This is a genomic window from Streptomyces sp. DvalAA-14 (assembly GCF_900091855.1).
Lineage (GTDB): Bacteria > Actinomycetota > Actinomycetes > Streptomycetales > Streptomycetaceae > Actinacidiphila.
Genome location: NZ_FMCH01000476.1, coordinates 1 through 17,423, shown reverse-complemented (window position 1 = coordinate 17,423; position 17,423 = coordinate 1). Strand labels below are relative to the sequence as shown.

The following is a 17,423-nucleotide window of genomic DNA, read 5'->3' as shown; positions in this document are numbered from 1 at the left end:
AAAGCCGAAGGGCCAGGCACGACATGGGAGTTCCGATCGCGGTGGTGATGTCCGGAGAGTACGACGAGATCCGGCCCAGGCAGTACACGCCTCCCCAGCGGCTGTGGACCGCGAGCCCCGACGGAGTCCACAGGGCTCGTCATGCGCTCGCATCACAGCTCGCGGCTTGGGGCATGTCGGCGCTGGCCGACGACGCCGGCCTCGTGCTGTCGGAGTTGATGACGAACGCGCAGCGACACGGCCGCGTACCCGGCCGGGACATCGGCACGAGCTTTCTGCGGACGGAGCAGGGCGTGATCCTGGAGGTCCACGACGCCCGGGACGAGCGTCCTGTCCTCACCAAGGCGGCGGACACCGACGAACGGGGCCGGGGTCTGGCCATCATCGATGCGATCACCGGCGGCCGGTGGGGCGTCACCGACCGCGAGGGCCCGGGGAAGGTCGTCTGGGCCGCGGTCCTCGCCCCGGCCGACGTGCTCCCGAACGAGGTCGACCCGTCCGGGTCCGCACCCGCTAGCTGACGACGAGTTCCCGCTTCTCGTCGAGTATCGGCACGCCCCCGCTGAACCGCCGTACCGCGTCGACGATCTGGGTCCTGGACGCGTCCAGGTTCATCGGGGACAGCACCAAGGGGCTGCCCCACAAGCGGGTCCGGCGGTCCCTCCGGGTGCGTCGCCGCAGGACGAACAGCGGGATGTCGAACATCGGCAGCACGGCGTCGTCCTGTGGCAGGAAGACCAAGCCTTCCCACGCGTTCCTGTGCACTTCGCGGACCTCGCGGATCTCGGCCCAGCCCACGGTGCGCACACCGGTCAAGGTGACGCCGGCCTCGTCCAACCGGACCAGGCACCCCTTGGAGCGCCAGCGCACGTGACGCACGCCGACGCCGAGAACCATGGCACCGACGAACGCACAGATCACCGTGTCGATCGTGCCCGCGAACCCGTCCCGGACGACGGCTTGCAGGACCAGCGCCGTGGCGGGCAGCATGGCCTTGGCCAGCAGTCGGCCAAGCCCGCCGGCGCGTATCTCCAACGGTCCCAAGTCCGGGCCGTCTTGATCCCTCTTGGCCATTGCGGCCTCCCCCTGTCGCCGTCCCCGAGGACGAGGATAGAGGGATACCTCCGGGCCGAGCCGTGCCGGGCCAGCGGTTTCGCCCCGGCCGGCGCCCGCCGGAACGGCCGGGTCACTTGCCGCCGAACGCCGCGGCGGCGGCCTCCGCCACGCTTTGGTCCTGGACGCCGGAGCCGCCGCTGACGCCGACCGCGCCGACGACCTTGCCGTTCCGGAGCAGCGGGATGCCCCCGGCGAAGATCATGATCCGGCCCTGGTTGGAGCCGCTGATCCCGAAGAACTGGTCGCCAGGGCCGGCGTTCGACGCGAGGTCCTTGGTGGAGATCTCGAAGGCGCGGGCGGTGAAGGCTTTGTTGATGGAGACATCGATGCTGCCGATCCAGGCGTCGTCCATCCGGATGTGGGCGACGAGGTTCCCGCCGTGGTCGACCACGGCGATGTTGCTGGGCTGACCGATCTCCTGGGCCTTCTTCTCCCCGGCCGCGATCACTTTCCGGGCGTCGTCCAGCGACAGGCTCTCGACGGTGACCATGCGTTCCTCCTGGTCCGCCCCCACGGTGGTTGCTTCCACCCTCGCAGCGGCGGTCCGCCTGTCAACCTGAGCCCGGGGCCCGGGTGAATCCGGGGGCCGTCCGGGTGATGGCCCCGGGTCCGACGGTGTTCGGGCGCCGCCCCGGAGAGCGGTGCCCCGCACAGCGGTGCCCCGCAGAGCGCCGCCCCGCGTGGCGTCAGCCGACCAGCGCCTGGGTGCCGAGCACGGTGAGCAGGGCGAGGCGCTCGGCGTCCTTGGTGCCGGGCTCGGCCGTGTAGATCATGATGCGCAGGTCGCTGCCGGTCACGCTGAGCACGTCGCAGTCCAGGGTCAGCAGGCCCACGTGCGGATGCTCGATGGTCTTGCGGGCGGCCTCGTGCTGGCCGACGGCGCCGGATTCCCACAGTTCGGCGAACCGCTCACTGCCCGCGACGAGTTCCGCGACCAGTCGCCGCAGCCGCTGGTCGGCCGGGTAGCGGGCGGCGGCGGCCCGCAGGTCGGCGACCTGGGCGGCCTCCAGCGCGCGCCGGGACTCCACGGTGTGCTGGACCCGGTTGCGGGGTGCGAGGAAGGTGCGCCACACGCCGTTGCGCTCGCTGCCGCGCCATCCGGAGGGGTCACCCATCAGGGCCGCGTACGGCGGGTTGGCCACGATCAGTGTCCAGGCCGCGTCGTAGACGGCGACAGGGGTGCCGGTCAGCCGGTCCAGCAGGCGCTGGACGCTCGGGGTGATGTACGCGGGGACCGTTTCCGGGCCCGGCGGCGCCAGCCCGGCCAGCCGGAACAGGTGGGCGCGCTCGGTTCCGGACAGCCGCAAAGCTCTGGCCAAAGCTTCGACGATCTGCGAGGAGGGGTTGGAGGCGCGGCCCTGTTCGAGGCGGGTGACGTAGTCGACGGAGATCCCGGCCAGCAGGGCCAGCTCCTCGCGGCGCAGACCGGCCGCCCGCCGGTGTCCGCCGGCCGGCAGCCCGGCCGCGTCGGGTGCGATCCGGTCGCGCCAGCGGCGCATCGCCCTGCCGAATTCTGCGGTCGCCATGCCGTCCAGTGTGCACCGCCGGCCGCCGGCCGGCCCGGCACGAGCCTGGTACGGGCGGTCCCAGGAAGACCGGAGCACTGGCTGGCCGGGCCGGTCCGGCGGGAGTCTTCAAGCATGACGACAACACTGATCACCGGAGCGAACAAGGGTCTCGGCTTCGAGACCGCCCGCCGACTCGTAGCCGCCGGCCACACCGTATGGATCGGCAGCAGGGACGCCGAACGCGGTCGCAAGGCCGCCGAACAACTGGGCGCGCGGGCCGTCCTGCTGGACGTCACCGACAACGCGTCGGTCGCCGCCGCGGTGCGGACCGTCGAAGCGGCCGGCGGACTGGACGTGCTGGTCAACAACGCGGGCATCGAGGAGCGGTCCCCGGACGGCGGCGTGTTCCGCGCCGAGGAGGAGAGCGCCGAGGTGATGAGCCGCCTGTTCGGGACGAACGTCTTCGGCGTGGTGCGCGTCACCCAGGCGTTCCTGCCGCTGCTGCGGCGGTCCGCCGCCCCGGTCGTGGTGAACCTGAGCAGCAGCCTGGGCTCGATCAGCCAGGTGGCCGCCGAGGGCACCCCGACCTACTTCTACCCCGGGGTCGCCTATCCGGCGTCGAAGACCGCGGTCAACATGATCACCGTGCAGTACGCCAAGGCGTTCCCGGAGATGCGGATCAACGCGGTGGAGCCCGGCTACACCAAGACGGATCTGAACGCGAACACCGGGACGCAGACCGTCGAACAGGGCGCGGAGATCATCGTCCGGATGGCGCAGGTGGGCCCGGACGGCCCGACCGGCGGCTACTTCGACGTCAACGGCCCGCTGTCCTGGTAGTGCCCGACAGCGCGCACGACGCAGGGAGCGTTCAGAACTGATCGCCCGTCAGATGGCTGAACGCCTCCAGATTGCGGGTGGGTTCACCGCGGGCCACCCGCCAGGCGTACTCCTTGCGGATCGCGGTCGCGAAGCCCAGCTCCAGCAGGGTGTTGAAGGAGCCGTCGGCGTTCTCCAGCACCGCACCCAGCAGCCGGTCGATCTCCTCGACGGTCACCGCGGCGAGCGGGAGCCGCCCGCTCAGATAGACGTCACCGAGCCGGTCGACCGCGTAACTCACGCCGTACGTCCGCAGGTTGCGCTCCAGCAGCCAGCGGTAGAACGCTTCCTGGTTCTCGTCGGGGTGGCGGACGACGAAGGCGTTGAGGGAGACGGTGTGGCGGCCGACGATGAACTGGCAGGTCGTGGAGAGCTTGCGGGTGCCGGGGAGTTGGACGACGTACGTGCCGGCGGCCGGCGACTCCCAGGTCAACTCCGCCTCGCGGAATGCCTGTTCGAGCGTCCGGGCGGCTGCCTGCTCGGGGGCGGTGCGGGCGCCGGCTCCCCGGTCGGCGCCGGCGTCCGTATCGGTCCCGGCGTCCGTCCCCGCGTCGGCGCCCGGCTTCCTGCCCAGGTCGCGCCCGCGCCCGTTCCCCTGCTGCTCAGCCATGGGCCGATCGTAGGTGACGCCGGTGCTCCGCCTGCGCGTCCGCGTAGGCCTCGGCCGTGTCCGCCGCCGCCGTGCCCCAGCCGAAGTCGCGGGCGTGCCGGGCCGCCGCCGCGCCGAGGGTGTCGCCCAACTGCGGCTGGTCCACGAAGCGGCGCAGCGCGGCCGCGTAGTCGCGCGGGTCGTGGCCGGACACCAGGAAGCCGGTGGCCCCGTCGCGTACCGCGACCGGCAGGCCGCCGACCGCCGCCGCGATCACCGGAGTCCCGCAGGCCTGCGCCTCGATGGCGACCAGCCCGAAGGACTCGCTGTGCGACGGCATGACCAGCACCGTCGCCGCCCGGTACCAGTCGGCGAGCCGCTCCTGGTCCACCGGCGGCTGGAACCGTACGACATCGGCCACCCCGAGCTGGGCGGCCAGCTTGTGCAGCGCCTCCGGCTTCGCCAGGCCGCTGCCGCTCGGGCCGCCGACCACCGGGACGACGATCCGGTCACGCAGCGCCGGGTCCTCGTCCAGCAGCACCGCGACCGCGCGGATCAGCACGTCAGGGGCCTTGAGGGGCTGTATCCGGCCGGCGAACAACGGGATCAGCGCGTCCTGCGGCAGGCCGAGCCGGGCCCGGGCGGCGGCGCGGCCGGGGTCGGGCCGGAAACGGTCGAGATTGACACCGGGGTGCACCACCGCGACCTTGCCGGGAACCGCGGCGTAGTGCCGGACCAGCTCGGCGGCCTCTTCCTCGGTGTTGGCGATCAGCCGGTCGGCGGCCGAGACGATCTGCGTCTCGCCGATCACCCGGGCCGTGGGCTCGGGACAGTCGCCCTCGGCGAGGGCGGCGTTCTTGACCTTGGCCATGGTGTGCATGGCGTGCACCAGCGGCACACCCCAGCGCTGCGCGGCCAGCCATCCGACGTGGCCGGACAACCAGTAGTGGGAGTGCACCAAGTCGTAGTAGTCGGGGCGGTGGCCGGCCCAGGCCTGCATCACGCCGTGCGTGAAGGCGCACAGCTGCGCGGGCAGCTCCTCCTTGGCCAGACCGCCGTACGGACCGGCGTACACGTGCCGCACGGACACGCCCGGGGCCAGCTCCACCTTGCAAGGCAGGCCGCCCGCGGTGGCCCGGGTGAAGATCTCGACTTCGATGTCCCGCTCGGCCAGCCTCCTGGCCAGCTCCACGATGTACACGTTCATACCGCCGGCGTCGCCGGTACCCGGCTGGTGCAGTGGCGAGGTGTGCACGCTCAGCATCGCCACCCGCCGCACCCGCCGCCCCCCGACGCGCCGCTTGTGGACGCCGACGCCGCGCAGGGCGCCCAGTCGGGACGTGTACGTGGTCACCATGTGTTCCTTCCGGCAGCCGTCGGTCGTCAACCGTGCTCAACGCCGGAATCCGGTATTCCATTTCCCCGTTGCCGAACCGATACCTGCCGTCCGCCGCGGCGCAACCGCGTTTTCGGCCGCGCCGGCCGCCGTACCCTCGTCCCATGAGCGGTGTGCGGGCGGTCGGCGTGGTCACCAGGGGGACCACCAACCCGAACCGGCTGCGCCGGATGGACCGCTGGATCGCCGCCACCCACGCCTGGCAACTGCGCGGCGCCGCCGATCCGCTCGCGGTCGACCTCGGCTACGGCGCGGCGCCCTGGACCGCGGTCGAACTGCTGGACCGGCTGCGCCGGGTGCGGCCGGACGCCGAGGTGGCCGGGATCGAGATCGACCCGGCCCGGGTGGCCGCGGCCCAGCCGTACGCCCGGCCGGGCCTCACCTTCCGGCACGGCGGCTTCGAGGTCCCGCTGCCCGGCGGCCGGCGCCCGGTGCTGATCCGGGCCGCGAACGTCCTGCGGCAGTACGACGAGGCCGAGGTCGCCGCCGTCTGGGACCGGCTGCGGGCCCGGCTCGCCCCCGGTGGCCTGCTGGTGGAGGGCACCTGCGACGAGATCGGCCGCCGCCACGTCTGGGTCGCCCTGGGCCCCGAGGGCCCGCGCACGGTCACCTTCGCGACCCGGCTCGCCTCCCTGGACCGGCCCTCCGACCTGGCCGAACGCCTGCCGAAGGCGTTGATCCACCGCAATGTGCCGGGCGAGCCGGTGCACGCCTTCCTGACCGCTTTCGACCGGGCCTGGGCGACCGCGGCGCCGCTGTCCTCACTGGGCGCGCGGCAGCGCTGGGCGCGGGCGGTACGGGAGTTGCGGGACGCCGGCTGGCCGGTGGTGGACGGGCCGGCGCGGTGGCGGCAGGGCGAGGTAACGGTGGCGTGGGGCGCGGTGGCGCCGGGGTGACTTCGCCGGAGGGGCGGGGCGCGGTGGCAGCCGGCCACCGCCCCGGACCCGCCCATGCCTCGCGCGCGAGACCGTCTCAGCGGGGCAAGGTTGCGGCCTCTTGGCGTGATGTTTGTCATGCGCGTATCCGCACATGACCCGCGAAATCCCGCCCTGAACTTGGCATATGACGCTGACGATTGACCGGCCACCCTCCCGTGACGGCCGCCGCTGCCACTAGGGTCGCCTGACTGAGCCCTCCAGGGGAGCGAGATCGGGGGACGGGAAGGAGTCGGTTGATGTCCGCAGTCGAGCGCGACACCGAACGGCCCGCAGCCACCGTGTCCGGGGCCGGGGGCCGCGAAAGCGTACCCACGCCCCGGGAAGGTGCGGCCCGAGTCGCCGCCCGGAGCGCGGCGACAGCCGAGGACGTGACCGAGGACACCGCCCGCGACGCCGCCCATGGACCGGGCCGGCCGCCCCCGGTCGTCCTCCCCCGCCAGCGCCAGGATTCGGCCGGCGCCCCCGCCCTGACCCTGCTGGTGATCGGCGAGGACCCGGCCGGCGCCTTCACCGCCCCCTGGTTCCAGGAAGGCAACGGCCCGCGCATCCGCATCCTGCGGGCCCGCAACCTCACCGCCGCCGGCCGGCTGCTCACCGACGACGTGCACTGCATCCTGCTCGACCTCCCCGACCCGCCCGACGCGACGGACACCCTCCGGCAGGTGCTGCGCCTCGCACTGGGCACCGCCGTCCTCGTCCTCACCGACGGCGCCGACGAGGGGCAGGCCGCGGAAGTCGTACGCATCGGGGCACAGGACCACCTGTCCCGCCACGAGATCAACGCGCCCACCGTCATCCGGGCGGTGCGCTACGCCGTCGAACGCAAGCGGGCCGACCTCGCGCAGCGCCAGCTCACCGAGACCCGGCTGCTCGCCCAGGAGAACTCCCGGCTGGAACGCGGCCTGCTGCCCACCCCGCTGCTGGAGGGCGCCACCGGCCTGCGGTTCGCCGCGCGTTATCGCCCCGGGCGCAGCCGGGCGCTGCTCGGCGGCGACTTCTACGACACCGTGCGCACCCCGGACGGCACCGTGCACGCCATGATCGGTGACGTCTGCGGGCACGGCCCGGACGCCGCCGCGCTCGGCGTCGAACTGCGGATCGCCTGGCGCGCGCTGACCTTCGCCGGCATCGGCGGCGAGACCCTGCTGCGCACCCTCCAGGAAGTGCTGGAGCACGAGCGGGACAACGAGGAGACCTTCGCCACCTTGTCCGTGGTGGACATCGCGCCGGACGGACGCTCGGCTGACCTCTTCCTGGCCGGCCACCCGGCCCCGCTGCTCACCGGGCCCGGCCGGGTGCCGAGACTGCTGCCGTACGAGGAGGGCGGTCCGGCGCTGGGTCTGCTGGAGGATGCCGCCTGGACCCGCATCCCGGTCCGGCTTGACGATGTCTGGAGCCTGATGCTCTACACCGACGGCCTGATCGAGGGCCGGATCGGCGAGGGCCGGCAACGGCTGGGCCAGGACGGCATGGTCGGGATCGTGACGCAGCTGCTGGCCGACGGGCTGCGCGGCGAGGAACTGCTGGACGCGGCGGTCACCCGGGTGCGGGAGCTGAACGGCGGCGAGCTGACAGACGACGTGGCGGTCGTACTGCTGGAGCGGCGCGGCTGATCGCCGCCGCCGGCTCGGCCGACGCGGGGCGCCGGCCGTCCTCGTCAGCGGCGACCTCCTGCGTCAGCGGCGGCCGTTGTACGGGCCGTAGGGACCGTCGCTGCTGCTGCCCCCGCCACCGCCGCCACCGCGGCGGAAGAGCCGGCCGCCGCCGCCGAAGCCGCCGATGCCGCCTCCGCCACCGCCCCCGGTGACGGCCCGGACCGCGGGACGCACGTCCACCATGTAGACGATCACCGCGACCAGGGCGATCAGCGGCAGGATCGAGACGATCGACAGGAACCAGAGCACGGCGGCCGCCACGCCCAGGACGACCAGCCAGAAGGTCTTGGACTTCTTCTCGGCGGCGCGGTAGGCGTCCTGGCGGCGGACCGCCGCGTCGATGAACGCGAAGACCGCGAAGAGGAAGAGCGCCCGTGAGACCAGGGCGAGCACCGAATAAAACCCGTCAATCAACACGCCGTCCACCGCCTTAGTCGTCCCCGGTCGTCGCCGCTCGGCGCACTCACCGTCCACTCACCGTACCGGTCCTACCCGCAGAACGGGCCGGGCGCACCAAGCGTGCCCCGACCCGTTCGGGCCGACCGTCAACGTCGCGTCAAGGTCCGCTCCGGGACCTCGACGCCGGGGGACGGCCGGCTCCCGCGCCTCCCGTACTGCTCGGTCGCTACTCGGCGCCGTCGTCGGACGCCTTCTTCGGGCTGGTGCGGCGGCCGGGCGACTTCTTCGGGGCGGCGGGCTTCGCCTGCTCCTCGGCGGCGGGAGCCGGAGCCGGGTCCGGAGTGGGCTCGACGGCGGCGGCGATCTCCACCACCTCGTCGGCGGCCTCGCCACGCCAGGTGGCCACCGCGCCCTTGCCGCGTACGGCCAGCTCGTCGTACGTCTCCCGCGCCCGTACCGCGTACTCCGCGGCCCGGCCGACGCCCTGCAGCGCCAGGTCCTGCACGGACTCGCCGAGTCGCTTGAAGTCGCGCAGCTCCTTGAGGTCCAGGTCGGCGAACGTCTCGTTCAGCCGGGTCTGCGCGTCCTTGGCCTGCGCGGCGACCCGCTCCTGCACGGTCTTGGGGTCGGTGGACCGGATCTTGCCGAACTGGTCCGGCGCCTGCTCGCGGATCCTGCCGATCAGGGCCGGCACCTCCCGCAGCTTCTCCGCGGCCAGATCGGCCGTACCGGCGACCGCGTACAGCGGCGTCGGGTTGCGGAGGCCCTTCACGATGTCATCGGTGATCGTCATCTCTGTATTCCTCCCGTACGGGCACGCCCGCCGCAGCGCGGCCGGCCGCTCCCGTCACGTCGTCGTTGTCTTCCCCGTCGCCTGCTCCGTGATCCGGCTGTCCGCCGGGTGCGCGGCTTCCCGGCCGTCCTCGGGCGCGGCTTCCTGCTCGGCGCCGGCCGCCGCGGTGTTCTCCTTGCGGAAGGACTCGTAGATCTGGATGAGCACCTGCTTCTGCCGCTCACTGATCGACGGGTCGGCCAGGATCGCCGCCGGCACCTCCAGCTCGTCCCGCTCCCGTGCGTCGAGAATTCCCGCCTGCACGTAGAGCGTCTCCGCGGATATCCGCAGCGCCTTGGCGAGCTGCTGCAGGATCTCGGCACTGGGCTTGCGCAGCCCGCGCTCGATCTGGCTCAGATACGGATTCGACACACCGGCCGCCTCCGCGAGCTGCCGCAGACTCAACTGCGCACCGCGCCGCTGCTCCCGCAGGAACTCCCCGAGCCCTCCCACCTTCAGCGCACCCATGGCTCCACTGTCCCCCACCGCGCTAACTTTTGCAAGCATCTTGCTTGCTGTGTCTCGCACGGAGTGCCGCCGGCGGCGGGGTGCGGCCGGGGCCGCCGACCGGCGGGGGCAGGACGCCCGGGGCTACAGTCCTCCGCCATGACCGAAGCGGAGTACCTCCACACCACCCGTACCGTCTACGACGCGGTCGCCGTCGACTACGAGAAGCTCCTGCGCGACGAACTGGACGACAAACCGCTGGACCGCGCCATGCTCGCCGCGTTCGCCGAGCTGGTGCGGGCAGCCGGCCTCGGGCCGGTCGCCGACCTCGGCTGCGGGCCCGGCCGCGTCACGGCCCACCTGAGCTCACTCGGCGTGGACGTGTTCGGCGTCGACCTGTCCGCCGAGATGATCGCCGTCGCCCGCCGGAGGCATCCGGGTCTGCGCTTCGAACAGGGTTCGATGACCGCGCTGGACCTGGCGGACAACACTCTCGGCGGGGCCCTCGTCTGGTACTCGACCGTCCACACCCCGCCGGAGCTGCTGCCGAAGGTGTTCGCGGAATGCCACCGGGTGCTGGCCCCCGGCGCCCCCTTGCTCCTGGCCTTCAAGGTCGGCGACCTGCGCCGCCCTCTGGGCCAGGCATACGGCCACGAACTCCCGCTCACGCTCGACGTCTACTGGCTCGCCCCCGATCACCTCGCCGCCCTCCTGAACGAGTCCGGCCTCCCCGTCGACGCCCGCCTCATCCGCGAACCCGACGCGAGCGAAAAACCCCGCCAGGGCCAGCAGGGCTTCTTCCTCACCCACAAACCGACGGAGTCGTGACACCGAAGGCCGGGCCCTCGGCCCGGCCGTTTTGGGGCGGGGGCATCGACGGGCGGCCGGGGCGCTGCCTAGGATCGGGGGCGCGGCGGCGTGTGTCGGTCACCGGCCGGGTGAGGCATGGAGGCGTCGTGCGGTGCCTTACGGAGGCGGGCCAGCCATGCCGGTCGAGCTGAATCACACCATCGTCCACGCCCGGGACAACCGCGAGTCCGCCGCATTCCTGGCGCACATCCTGGGCCTGCGGGTCGGGGCGGAATGGGGACCGTTCATCCCGGTCGCCACCAGCAACGGCGTCACCTTGGACTTCGCCACCGTGCCGGCCGATTCGATCACCGTGCAGCACTACGCGTTCCTCGTGTCGGACGAGGAGTTCGACGGCGCCTTCGCACGGATCCTGCAGGCGGATCTCACCTACTACGCCGACCCGTATCTGGCCCGGCCGGGCGAGATCAACCACCATCACGGCGGGCGCGGCCTGTACTTCAAGGATCCGGCCGGGCACGGGATGGAGATCATCACGCGGCCCTACGACAGTCACGAGCCCGGGGCGTCGTGACCCCAGGACGCCCCGCCGTCACATCCGCGGGCTTTCGCGGGTCTCCTGGTGAGACACCCCGCGACGGAGGAAAGTGACCCGGTGGACGAGACGGCGGACGAGACGGTGGACGGCGGCGCGTGGCTGCCGGAGCAGTTCGAGGAGCACCGCATGCGGCTGCGGGCGGTCGCCTACCGGATGCTCGGCTCGGCGAGTGAGGCGGACGACGCCGTCCAGGAGGCCTGGCTGCGGCTCAGCCGGGCCGACACCAGTGGCGTGGAGAATCTCGACGCCTGGCTGACGACCGTGGTGGCCCGGGTGTCGTTGAACATGCTGCGCGCCCGGGCGACGCGGCGCGAGGACCCGCTCCCCCCGCAGGTGGCCGAGCCGGTGGCCGGCCGCGGCGAGGTCGGCGACCCCGAGCAGGAAGCGCTGCTGGCCGACTCGGTCGGGCTGGCGCTGCTGGTGGTGCTCGACACCCTCACCCCCGCCGAGCGGCTCGCCTTCGTGCTGCACGACCTGTTCGCGGTGCCCTTCGACGAGATCGGCCCGATGGTCGAGCGCTCCCCGACCGCGGCCCGGCAACTCGCCAGCCGCGCCCGCCGCCGGGTCCGGGGTGCCTCCCCGCTGCCGGCCGCCGACGCGGCCCGGCAGCGCCGGGTGGTCGAGGCCTTCCTGGCCGCCTCGCGCGGCGGGGACTTCGAAGCGCTGGTCGCGCTGCTGGATCCGGACGTGGTGCTCCGCGCCGACCCGGCGTCCGGCCCGTTCCGGGTACCGCTCGTGCTGCGCGGCGCCCAGAGCGTGGTCAAGGGCGCGTCGGCGTCGGCGGATCGGGTGCGCTTCACCGAACCGGCGCTGATCGACGGCGTGGTCGGCCTCGTAACGGCCCCGCGCGGACGGCTCCTGCTCGTTCTCCGCTTCACCGTCGGCGACAGGGGGATCACCGCCATCGACGTGATCGGTGATCCGGAGCGCCTCAGCCGGTTCGACATCGCCGTGCTCGACCTCTGACCGGCCCGCGCTCCTCGGATCCGTCGCGCTCCCCGTGCTCGGGCTTGACCTTGTCCTTGGGGAAAGGCCCAGCATCAACAGGGCCGGGCGAGGCGCCCGGTACGAGGAAACGGCAGAGGTCGGCACAGGTCAGTACCGGTCAGTACCGGCCGATACCGGTCCGCGCGGCCGGGCGGAAGGGAGACGGGTGTGGAACTGCTGAGCATCGGCGCCTTCGCCAAGGCTTCGCGGCTGTCACCGAAGGCACTGCGGCTGTACGACGAGTTGGGGCTGCTGACACCCGCGCGGGTCGATCCGGTCAACGGCTACCGGTTCTACGCGGCCGGGCAGTTGGAACAGGCCCGGCTGGTGGCGTGGCTGCGGCGGCTCGGAATGCCGCTGGCCCGGATCCGGGACGTCTGTGCGCTGGACGCGCCGGACGCCGCCCGGGAGGTCCGCGCGTACTGGGCCGGTGTCGAGGCCGACATCGCCGCCCGGCGCGACCTGGCCGGCTTCCTCGTGGCGCATCTGTCCCGGAAGGACGATCCCACCATGTCATCGACCACCGCACCTCTCGCCATCCGCTACGCCGCCCTGTCGGACGCGGGCCTGGTCCGCGAGAGCAACCAGGACACCGCTTACGCCGGCTCCCGCCTGCTGGCGGTCGCCGACGGCTTCGGGGCGGGCGGCGACCGGGCCGCCGCCGGGGCGATGGACGCGCTCCGGCGGCTGGAGACCGACGGCATCCCGGCCGGCAGCCTGCTGAACGTCCTGGAGGACGCCGTCGAACTGGCCGGCCAGGCGGTGCGGCGGGTGGCCGCCGGCCGACCGGCGCCGCTGGAGGTGGGGACCACGCTCACCGCGATGCTGTGGACCGGTTCCCAGCTGGCCCTGGTCCACATCGGTGACTCCCGGGCGTATCTGCTGCGCGACGGCGAGCTGTTCCGGATCACCCACGACCACACGCTCGTGCAGTCGATGATCGACGAGGGGCGGCTGACGCCCGAGGAAGCCGCCTCCCATCCGCAACGATCGCTGCTGGCCAAGGCGTTGAGCGGGGCCCCGGGGGCGGCGGCCGCCGATCTGCGGCTGCACGACGCCCAGGCCGGCGACCGCTATCTGCTCTGCTCCGACGGGCTGTCCTCGGTGGTGCCGGAAGCCGAGGTGCACCGGGTGATCCGTTCCGTCGCCGACCCGGACGAGACCGTACGCGAGCTGGTGGCGCTGGCCCATCGGTCCGGCGCTCCGGACAACGTCAGTTGCGTCGTCGCGGACGTCGTCGCGGACGTCGTGACGGACATCGCGGCGGATGTCGCCGCGGGCTGAGCCGGTTCGGCCCCTCGGTCCCCTGCGCCGGCTCCGTCGGTCCGCCGGCTCAGCCGGCCAGGGCCCCCAGGCCGTCCAGCCGGGCCAACTCCGCCGGGGACAGCCGGATCGCGCCCGCCGCGATGTTCGCCTCCAGGTGGTCGGGGTCGCCGGTGCCGGGGATGGCCAGGACGTGGGGTCCGCGGTGGAGGGTCCAGGCGAGGCGGATCTGCGCCGGGGAGGCGCCATGGGCGCGGGCCACCTCGCCCACCACCTCGGCCTCCTCACCGGGGGCGGCGGTCCCGCCGCCGGCCCCGATGGCCGCCGTGCGGGAGCCCACAATGGCGAAGAACGGTACGAACGCGATGCCGAGGCGACCGCACTCGGCCAGCAGTTCGTCGTCACCGCGGATGCCGAGCCCGTAGCGGTTCTGCACGCACACCACCGGCGCGATGGCCATCGCCTCGGCGAGCTGGTGGGCGCGCACGTTGGAAACACCGAGGTGCCGAATCAGTCCGGCCCCGCGCAGCTCGGCCAGGACGCCGAAGCGTTCCGCCACCGAATCGGCGGCGTGCACCCGCAGGTTCACCACGTCGAGGTGGTCACGGCCGAGCTGCCGCAGATTCTCCTCGACCTGGCCGCGCAGCTGGTCGGGGCGTGCGGCCGGCGTCCACTCGCCGTTCGCGTCCTTGCCGGGGCCGACCTTGGTGGTGATGACCAGGTTGTCGGGGTACGGGCCGCCCAGCGCGCTGTTGATCAGCTCGTTCGCCGACCGCAAGTCCGAGACGTAGAAGCTGGCGGTGTCGATGTGATCGACCCCCAACTCCACCGCCCGCCGCAGCACCCCGATCGCCCGCGCGCCGTCGCTGGGCCGGCCGTCCGCGGTGGAGGTCAGCCGCATCGCGCCGAATCCGAGCCGGTTGACCGTGAGGTCCCCGAGCCGCCATGTCCCCGCTGCCGCCGCGCCCACCGTCTCGTCGCTCACTGCGCCGAGTCTGGCACAGGCTCCGCGGCCGTCCCCGGCACGGGCGGGCTGCCCCAGGGCCCGGGGGGCGCGGGGTGAGCGGCGGGCGCGATCCGGTGCCGGCGGGGCGGGTGCGGCGGGTGTCTCCGAGGATCACCTGCGGGGCCGGACGACGCCCGTGCGCGGGCCGCCGCCCGCGCCGGACGGCGCCCTTGACACCCGGTGGCGGGCCGCAGAGTCTGATCAGTGCGCGGGCCGGCGGCCCACGCCGATGGATCCTCGCCGCTCAATTGCCCTACGCGGAAGGGGAATTGACCGGCTGCGGGCGTGGACGGGCGGGCGGAACGGGCGGGACGGTTGCAACGGTCGGAGCCGGGCGCGGGGCCGGGCCAAGGACCCCGGCGTGGTTCGGCGGTGGTCCGAGCCGACGTTGGGCGGGAGTCGGGCTTGGGTTGGGCAGGGCCGCGTTGATCCCGGGTCCAACGGGACCGGTGGTCGGGGCGGATGGGAAGGGAACCGGTCGGACAGAGCCGTCGGGCCGGGTTGCGCCGAGGAGGAGCCGTCATGCGCGGGCCAGACGCGTATCCGACCGTTTCCGGTGTCGCGGCGGCGGCCCGCCTGCTCACCCAGCGCCACCCGGACCTGTGCCGGATGCGGCTGGCCGGCGAATCCCGCGCCGGACGGCCGTTGTGGCTGCTGTCGGTGGGGCACGGCAGCCGCCATGTGCTGGTGGTGGCCGGGGCGCATCCGGACGAGCCGGCCGGCGGCGCGAGCGTGCTGTGGCTGGCCGAGCAGGCGGTATGGGACCGGCAGCGGCATGCCGAGGCCGATCTGACCTGGGATTTCCTGCTCTGCCTCGACCCGGACGGCGCGGTGCTCAACGAGAGCGGGCCGGCCGGGGCGCGACCGCCGGCGGTGCATTTCCGGCACACTTTCCGGCCGGCCATCGCCGAACAGCCCGAATGGGCGGGCTCCTTGGGCGGTCCGGGCGCGGATCTGCCGGAATCCGCGGCCCTGTCGGCGGTCATCGACGCGTTGCGGCCGGTGTTGCAGTGCACCCTGCACGGCATGGACGTCGGCGGCGGCCGGATCCGGCTGACCGCCGATCTCCCGGGCCTGGCCGAGCCGTTCGGCAAGTGCGCGGCCGAACTCGACGTGCCGGTGCAGACCGGAACGCAGGACGCCCTGGCTTGGGACAGCCCCGGCCCGGGTGTGTACGTGCTGCCCGCCGAGGGGCCGGGGCGGCTCGCGGGCGGGCCGGCCGGCGTCGAGGGCTCCACCTGGTGCCGTCCGCACCGCCACGGCGGGACGACCGCGGTGGTCGAGGTGCCGATGTGGGCGACCCGGCGGATCGCCGACCCCGCCCCGCACCCCGACGGCTGGCACACGGTCGCCGTGCTGGCGGCCCGGCTGCGCAAGGACGGCGCGACCACCGCCGCAGCGCTGGAGCGGACGGTCGCGCTGCTCGGCCGAGTGGATGAGCCGCTGCTGCGCGGCGCCGAAGACGCGGCGGCGGCGTTCTCCGGGCTGGCCGACGACTACGAGGCCCTCGCCGGCCACTGCCCCGGGCGGCTGACCATGGCGCATGTCGCGGCCCTGGACATCGCCGCCCGCCGGGTCCCGCTGCGCGCCTCGGGCATGCTGCTGCGGCTGCTCGACGAGAGCCGGGCTTTCCCCGCCGACGACCCGAACGCCGAACCGGCGCGGCTGCGTTCCCGGTTGGAGCGCCGGGTGGACGCGGGCGCCCGGGATCTGGTCGCGGCGCTGGACGCCCGCTGGGTGCCGGTGGGCACCCAGGCCGAACTCCAGGCGAGGATGGTGCTCGCGGCGGTGGAGCGGGCCGGCGATGAGCGGCCCGGCCGGTAACCGGTGGCGCGGACAGCCGCCGCTGGGCCGTCAGTTGAGATTCGGTGTCCGCGGTGAACGGTCGCCGCAGGCCGGGCAGTCGGGCCGGCGCGGGTGGCGCTGCAGGACGGGATCGCCGAGCACCATCAGATTCACCCCGTACCGGAACCCCGGCTGCATCGGCGGCACCCCGCTGAGCAGGGCCAGCGCCACGTGGGCGACCAGTGTGCCGGACAGGGCCGCGGTGACCGCGCTCGCCGGGTTCCACGGCATCCGCGGGGAGGCCGCGTCCTCGCTCTGTCCGGGCCCCAGCCGCAGATCGCGCCGCTCGACCTCGCCGGCCCGCTGACACTCCCAGCAGGGTCCGTCGCCCGGTACGTAGACGCCGGCGGTCACCAGCGGTCCCCGGTAACCGCCCTCCACCCAGGGCAGCTTGAGCGCCAGGCAGACCCGGTTGGCCCAGCGCCGGATCTCCGGGGGCCGGTCCGCGCCGAGAACCAGCAGGTCGTACGGGCCGCCCTCGCCGTACGCCAGCAGCGCCGCGAGATCGTCCGGGCCGCTGACCTCGCGCGGTTCTCCGGTCACCGTCACGTCGGAGTTCAGCGAGCGCAGCGCGGCCACCGCGGCGTCGGCCTTCCGGGAGCCGATGTCCGCCTCGCGGTAGAGCAACTGCCGATTGAGATTGGACAGTTCGACCACGTCCGGATCCACCGCGTGCAGGTGTCCGACCCCGGAGGCGACCAGGAGCTGCGCGGCGACCCCGCCGGTACCCCCCACCCCCAGCACCACCACCCGGGCCTGGCGTAATCGCAGTTGGGCCTGCCAGGGGCTGGCCTGCGGGCTGAGATCCATCCAGCGCAGCAGCGCCACCCCGCGGGCGTGCCGGATCGGGTCCCGGTCGCCGAGGCCGGCCGGCAGCGGCGCCGCCGCGTCGTCCATGAAGCCCGCTTCGCGCAGATCGGCCATCGCGGACCGGACGGTGGCCGGCGCGACCGCCGGGTGCCGGACGGCCACCTCGGCGGCGATCTGGGCGGTCGTGCGGCTGCCGTCCATCACCTGGGTGAGGGTCCAGATCCACCCGTCGGGGTCGGCGATCTCGGCGCCGATGCCGTAGATCACGCTGCCGATCCGGATGTTGCCGTCGACCGTGCGGTAGGGGCGGTGTTCCGGTTTGATGCGGGGGGCGGCGCAGCGGCG

At 73.5% G+C, this 17,423-nt stretch carries 19 protein-coding genes; 9 read left to right on the top strand and 10 right to left on the bottom strand.

Annotated features, from left to right (window positions below):
- The first annotated feature begins 23 nt into the window (after positions 1 to 23).
- Complete coding sequence (locus GA0115240_RS24885; protein ID WP_093739842.1) at positions 24 to 521, top strand: ATP-binding protein; 498 nt, start codon at positions 24 to 26, stop codon at positions 519 to 521.
- Here GA0115240_RS24885 and GA0115240_RS24880 read toward each other — a convergent pair.
- The 3 genes from GA0115240_RS24880 to GA0115240_RS24870 form a co-directional block, all read right to left on the bottom strand.
- On the bottom strand, positions 514 to 1,074 hold the full coding sequence (locus GA0115240_RS24880) for a hypothetical protein (protein ID WP_141708955.1): 561 nt from the start codon (positions 1,072 to 1,074) through the stop codon (positions 514 to 516). The two genes, GA0115240_RS24885 and GA0115240_RS24880, sit on opposite strands and share 8 nt — an antisense overlap.
- Before the next feature lie 112 nt (positions 1,075 to 1,186).
- Positions 1,187 to 1,645, bottom strand: coding sequence for a GlcG/HbpS family heme-binding protein (locus GA0115240_RS24875; protein WP_256069961.1), 459 nt, complete (start codon positions 1,643 to 1,645; stop codon positions 1,187 to 1,189).
- 157 nt (positions 1,646 to 1,802) lie between these two features.
- Positions 1,803 to 2,642: a helix-turn-helix transcriptional regulator gene (locus tag GA0115240_RS24870; RefSeq protein WP_093739836.1), complete on the bottom strand. Its 840-nt coding sequence runs from the start codon at positions 2,640 to 2,642 to the stop codon at positions 1,803 to 1,805.
- 114 nt (positions 2,643 to 2,756) lie between these two features.
- On the opposite strand from GA0115240_RS24870, the gene GA0115240_RS24865 reads away from it, so the two are divergent.
- Positions 2,757 to 3,464: an SDR family NAD(P)-dependent oxidoreductase gene (locus GA0115240_RS24865; RefSeq protein ID WP_093739834.1), complete on the top strand. Its 708-nt coding sequence runs from the start codon at positions 2,757 to 2,759 to the stop codon at positions 3,462 to 3,464.
- A 31-nt stretch (positions 3,465 to 3,495) separates the two neighbouring features.
- Here the strand turns inward: GA0115240_RS24865 and GA0115240_RS24860 are convergent, their stop codons facing one another.
- Positions 3,496 to 4,077, bottom strand: coding sequence for a YbjN domain-containing protein (locus GA0115240_RS24860; RefSeq protein ID WP_272919929.1), 582 nt, complete (start codon positions 4,075 to 4,077; stop codon positions 3,496 to 3,498).
- A gap of 28 nt (positions 4,078 to 4,105) precedes the next feature.
- Positions 4,106 to 5,446 (bottom strand): D-inositol-3-phosphate glycosyltransferase, encoded by a 1,341-nt coding sequence (gene mshA, locus GA0115240_RS24855; RefSeq protein ID WP_256069965.1) that lies wholly within the window; start codon positions 5,444 to 5,446, stop codon positions 4,106 to 4,108.
- Between the two features lie 146 nt (positions 5,447 to 5,592).
- On the opposite strand from mshA, the gene GA0115240_RS24850 reads away from it, so the two are divergent.
- Both GA0115240_RS24850 and GA0115240_RS24845 read left to right on the top strand, forming a co-directional pair.
- A complete protein-coding gene (locus GA0115240_RS24850) occupies positions 5,593 to 6,384 on the top strand; it encodes a class I SAM-dependent methyltransferase (protein ID WP_093739828.1) in 792 nt (263 codons plus the stop codon).
- 278 nt (positions 6,385 to 6,662) lie between these two features.
- Positions 6,663 to 8,039 (top strand): PP2C family protein-serine/threonine phosphatase, encoded by a 1,377-nt coding sequence (locus GA0115240_RS24845; RefSeq protein WP_093739826.1) that lies wholly within the window; start codon positions 6,663 to 6,665, stop codon positions 8,037 to 8,039.
- Positions 8,040 to 8,102: 63 nt separating this feature from the next.
- Here GA0115240_RS24845 and GA0115240_RS24840 read toward each other — a convergent pair whose 3' ends face one another.
- The 3 genes from GA0115240_RS24840 to GA0115240_RS24830 all read right to left on the bottom strand — a co-directional run bounded on the left by GA0115240_RS24840 (position 8,103) and on the right by GA0115240_RS24830 (position 9,780).
- A complete protein-coding gene (locus GA0115240_RS24840; RefSeq protein WP_093739924.1) occupies positions 8,103 to 8,498 on the bottom strand; it encodes a DUF2516 family protein in 396 nt (131 codons plus the stop codon).
- Between the two features lie 208 nt (positions 8,499 to 8,706).
- Positions 8,707 to 9,273, bottom strand: coding sequence for a hypothetical protein (locus tag GA0115240_RS24835; RefSeq protein ID WP_093739824.1), 567 nt, complete (start codon positions 9,271 to 9,273; stop codon positions 8,707 to 8,709).
- A 54-nt stretch (positions 9,274 to 9,327) separates the two neighbouring features.
- The gene (locus GA0115240_RS24830) at positions 9,328 to 9,780 is read right to left on the bottom strand and encodes a helix-turn-helix domain-containing protein (RefSeq protein ID WP_093739822.1); all 453 of its coding nucleotides are present in this window, start codon (positions 9,778 to 9,780) and stop codon (positions 9,328 to 9,330) included.
- Positions 9,781 to 9,918: 138 nt separating this feature from the next.
- Between GA0115240_RS24830 and GA0115240_RS24825 the strand changes: the two genes are divergently transcribed.
- The 4 genes from GA0115240_RS24825 (at position 9,919) to GA0115240_RS24810 (ending at position 13,438) form a co-directional block, all read left to right on the top strand.
- Positions 9,919 to 10,587, top strand: coding sequence for a class I SAM-dependent DNA methyltransferase (locus tag GA0115240_RS24825; RefSeq protein ID WP_093739820.1), 669 nt, complete (start codon positions 9,919 to 9,921; stop codon positions 10,585 to 10,587).
- 157 nt (positions 10,588 to 10,744) lie between these two features.
- On the top strand, positions 10,745 to 11,143 hold the full coding sequence (locus GA0115240_RS24820) for a VOC family protein (protein ID WP_093739818.1): 399 nt from the start codon (positions 10,745 to 10,747) through the stop codon (positions 11,141 to 11,143).
- A 105-nt stretch (positions 11,144 to 11,248) separates the two neighbouring features.
- A complete protein-coding gene (locus tag GA0115240_RS24815) occupies positions 11,249 to 12,133 on the top strand; it encodes a sigma-70 family RNA polymerase sigma factor (RefSeq protein ID WP_370673372.1) in 885 nt (294 codons plus the stop codon).
- 189 nt (positions 12,134 to 12,322) lie between these two features.
- A complete protein-coding gene (locus GA0115240_RS24810; protein WP_093739816.1) occupies positions 12,323 to 13,438 on the top strand; it encodes a MerR family transcriptional regulator in 1,116 nt (371 codons plus the stop codon).
- A 49-nt stretch (positions 13,439 to 13,487) separates the two neighbouring features.
- Here GA0115240_RS24810 and GA0115240_RS24805 read toward each other — a convergent pair whose 3' ends face one another.
- Positions 13,488 to 14,402 carry an aldo/keto reductase gene (locus GA0115240_RS24805; RefSeq protein ID WP_093739814.1) on the bottom strand — a complete coding sequence of 305 codons (915 nt, stop codon included), beginning with the start codon at positions 14,400 to 14,402 and terminating at the stop codon, positions 13,488 to 13,490.
- A gap of 543 nt (positions 14,403 to 14,945) precedes the next feature.
- Between GA0115240_RS24805 and GA0115240_RS24800 the strand changes: the two genes are divergently transcribed.
- Positions 14,946 to 16,247 (top strand): M14 family zinc carboxypeptidase, encoded by a 1,302-nt coding sequence (locus tag GA0115240_RS24800; RefSeq protein ID WP_093739812.1) that lies wholly within the window; start codon positions 14,946 to 14,948, stop codon positions 16,245 to 16,247.
- 30 nt (positions 16,248 to 16,277) lie between these two features.
- Here the strand turns inward: GA0115240_RS24800 and GA0115240_RS24795 are convergent, their stop codons facing one another.
- Positions 16,278 to 17,402 (bottom strand): HesA/MoeB/ThiF family protein, encoded by a 1,125-nt coding sequence (locus GA0115240_RS24795; protein ID WP_093739920.1) that lies wholly within the window; start codon positions 17,400 to 17,402, stop codon positions 16,278 to 16,280.
- Positions 17,403 to 17,423: the final 21 nt, after the last annotated feature.

Bases quoted from the DNA above. Each gene is read 5' to 3' on its own strand.
- GA0115240_RS24850 (WP_093739828.1), top strand. From the start codon at position 5,593: ATGAGCGGTGTGCGGGCGGTCGGCGTGGTCACCAGGGGGACCACCAAC.
- GA0115240_RS24820 (WP_093739818.1), top strand. From the start codon at position 10,745: ATGCCGGTCGAGCTGAATCACACCATCGTCCACGCCCGGGACAACCGC.
- GA0115240_RS24865 (WP_093739834.1), top strand. From the start codon at position 2,757: ATGACGACAACACTGATCACCGGAGCGAACAAGGGTCTCGGCTTCGAG.
- GA0115240_RS24880 (WP_141708955.1), bottom strand. From the start codon at position 1,074: ATGGCCAAGAGGGATCAAGACGGCCCGGACTTGGGACCGTTGGAGATA.
- GA0115240_RS24830 (WP_093739822.1), bottom strand. From the start codon at position 9,780: ATGGGTGCGCTGAAGGTGGGAGGGCTCGGGGAGTTCCTGCGGGAGCAG.
- GA0115240_RS24800 (WP_093739812.1), top strand. From the start codon at position 14,946: ATGCGCGGGCCAGACGCGTATCCGACCGTTTCCGGTGTCGCGGCGGCG.
- GA0115240_RS24870 (WP_093739836.1), bottom strand. From the start codon at position 2,642: ATGGCGACCGCAGAATTCGGCAGGGCGATGCGCCGCTGGCGCGACCGG.
- GA0115240_RS24845 (WP_093739826.1), top strand. From the start codon at position 6,663: ATGTCCGCAGTCGAGCGCGACACCGAACGGCCCGCAGCCACCGTGTCC.
- GA0115240_RS24885 (WP_093739842.1), top strand. From the start codon at position 24: ATGGGAGTTCCGATCGCGGTGGTGATGTCCGGAGAGTACGACGAGATC.
- GA0115240_RS24835 (WP_093739824.1), bottom strand. From the start codon at position 9,273: ATGACGATCACCGATGACATCGTGAAGGGCCTCCGCAACCCGACGCCG.
- GA0115240_RS24825 (WP_093739820.1), top strand. From the start codon at position 9,919: ATGACCGAAGCGGAGTACCTCCACACCACCCGTACCGTCTACGACGCG.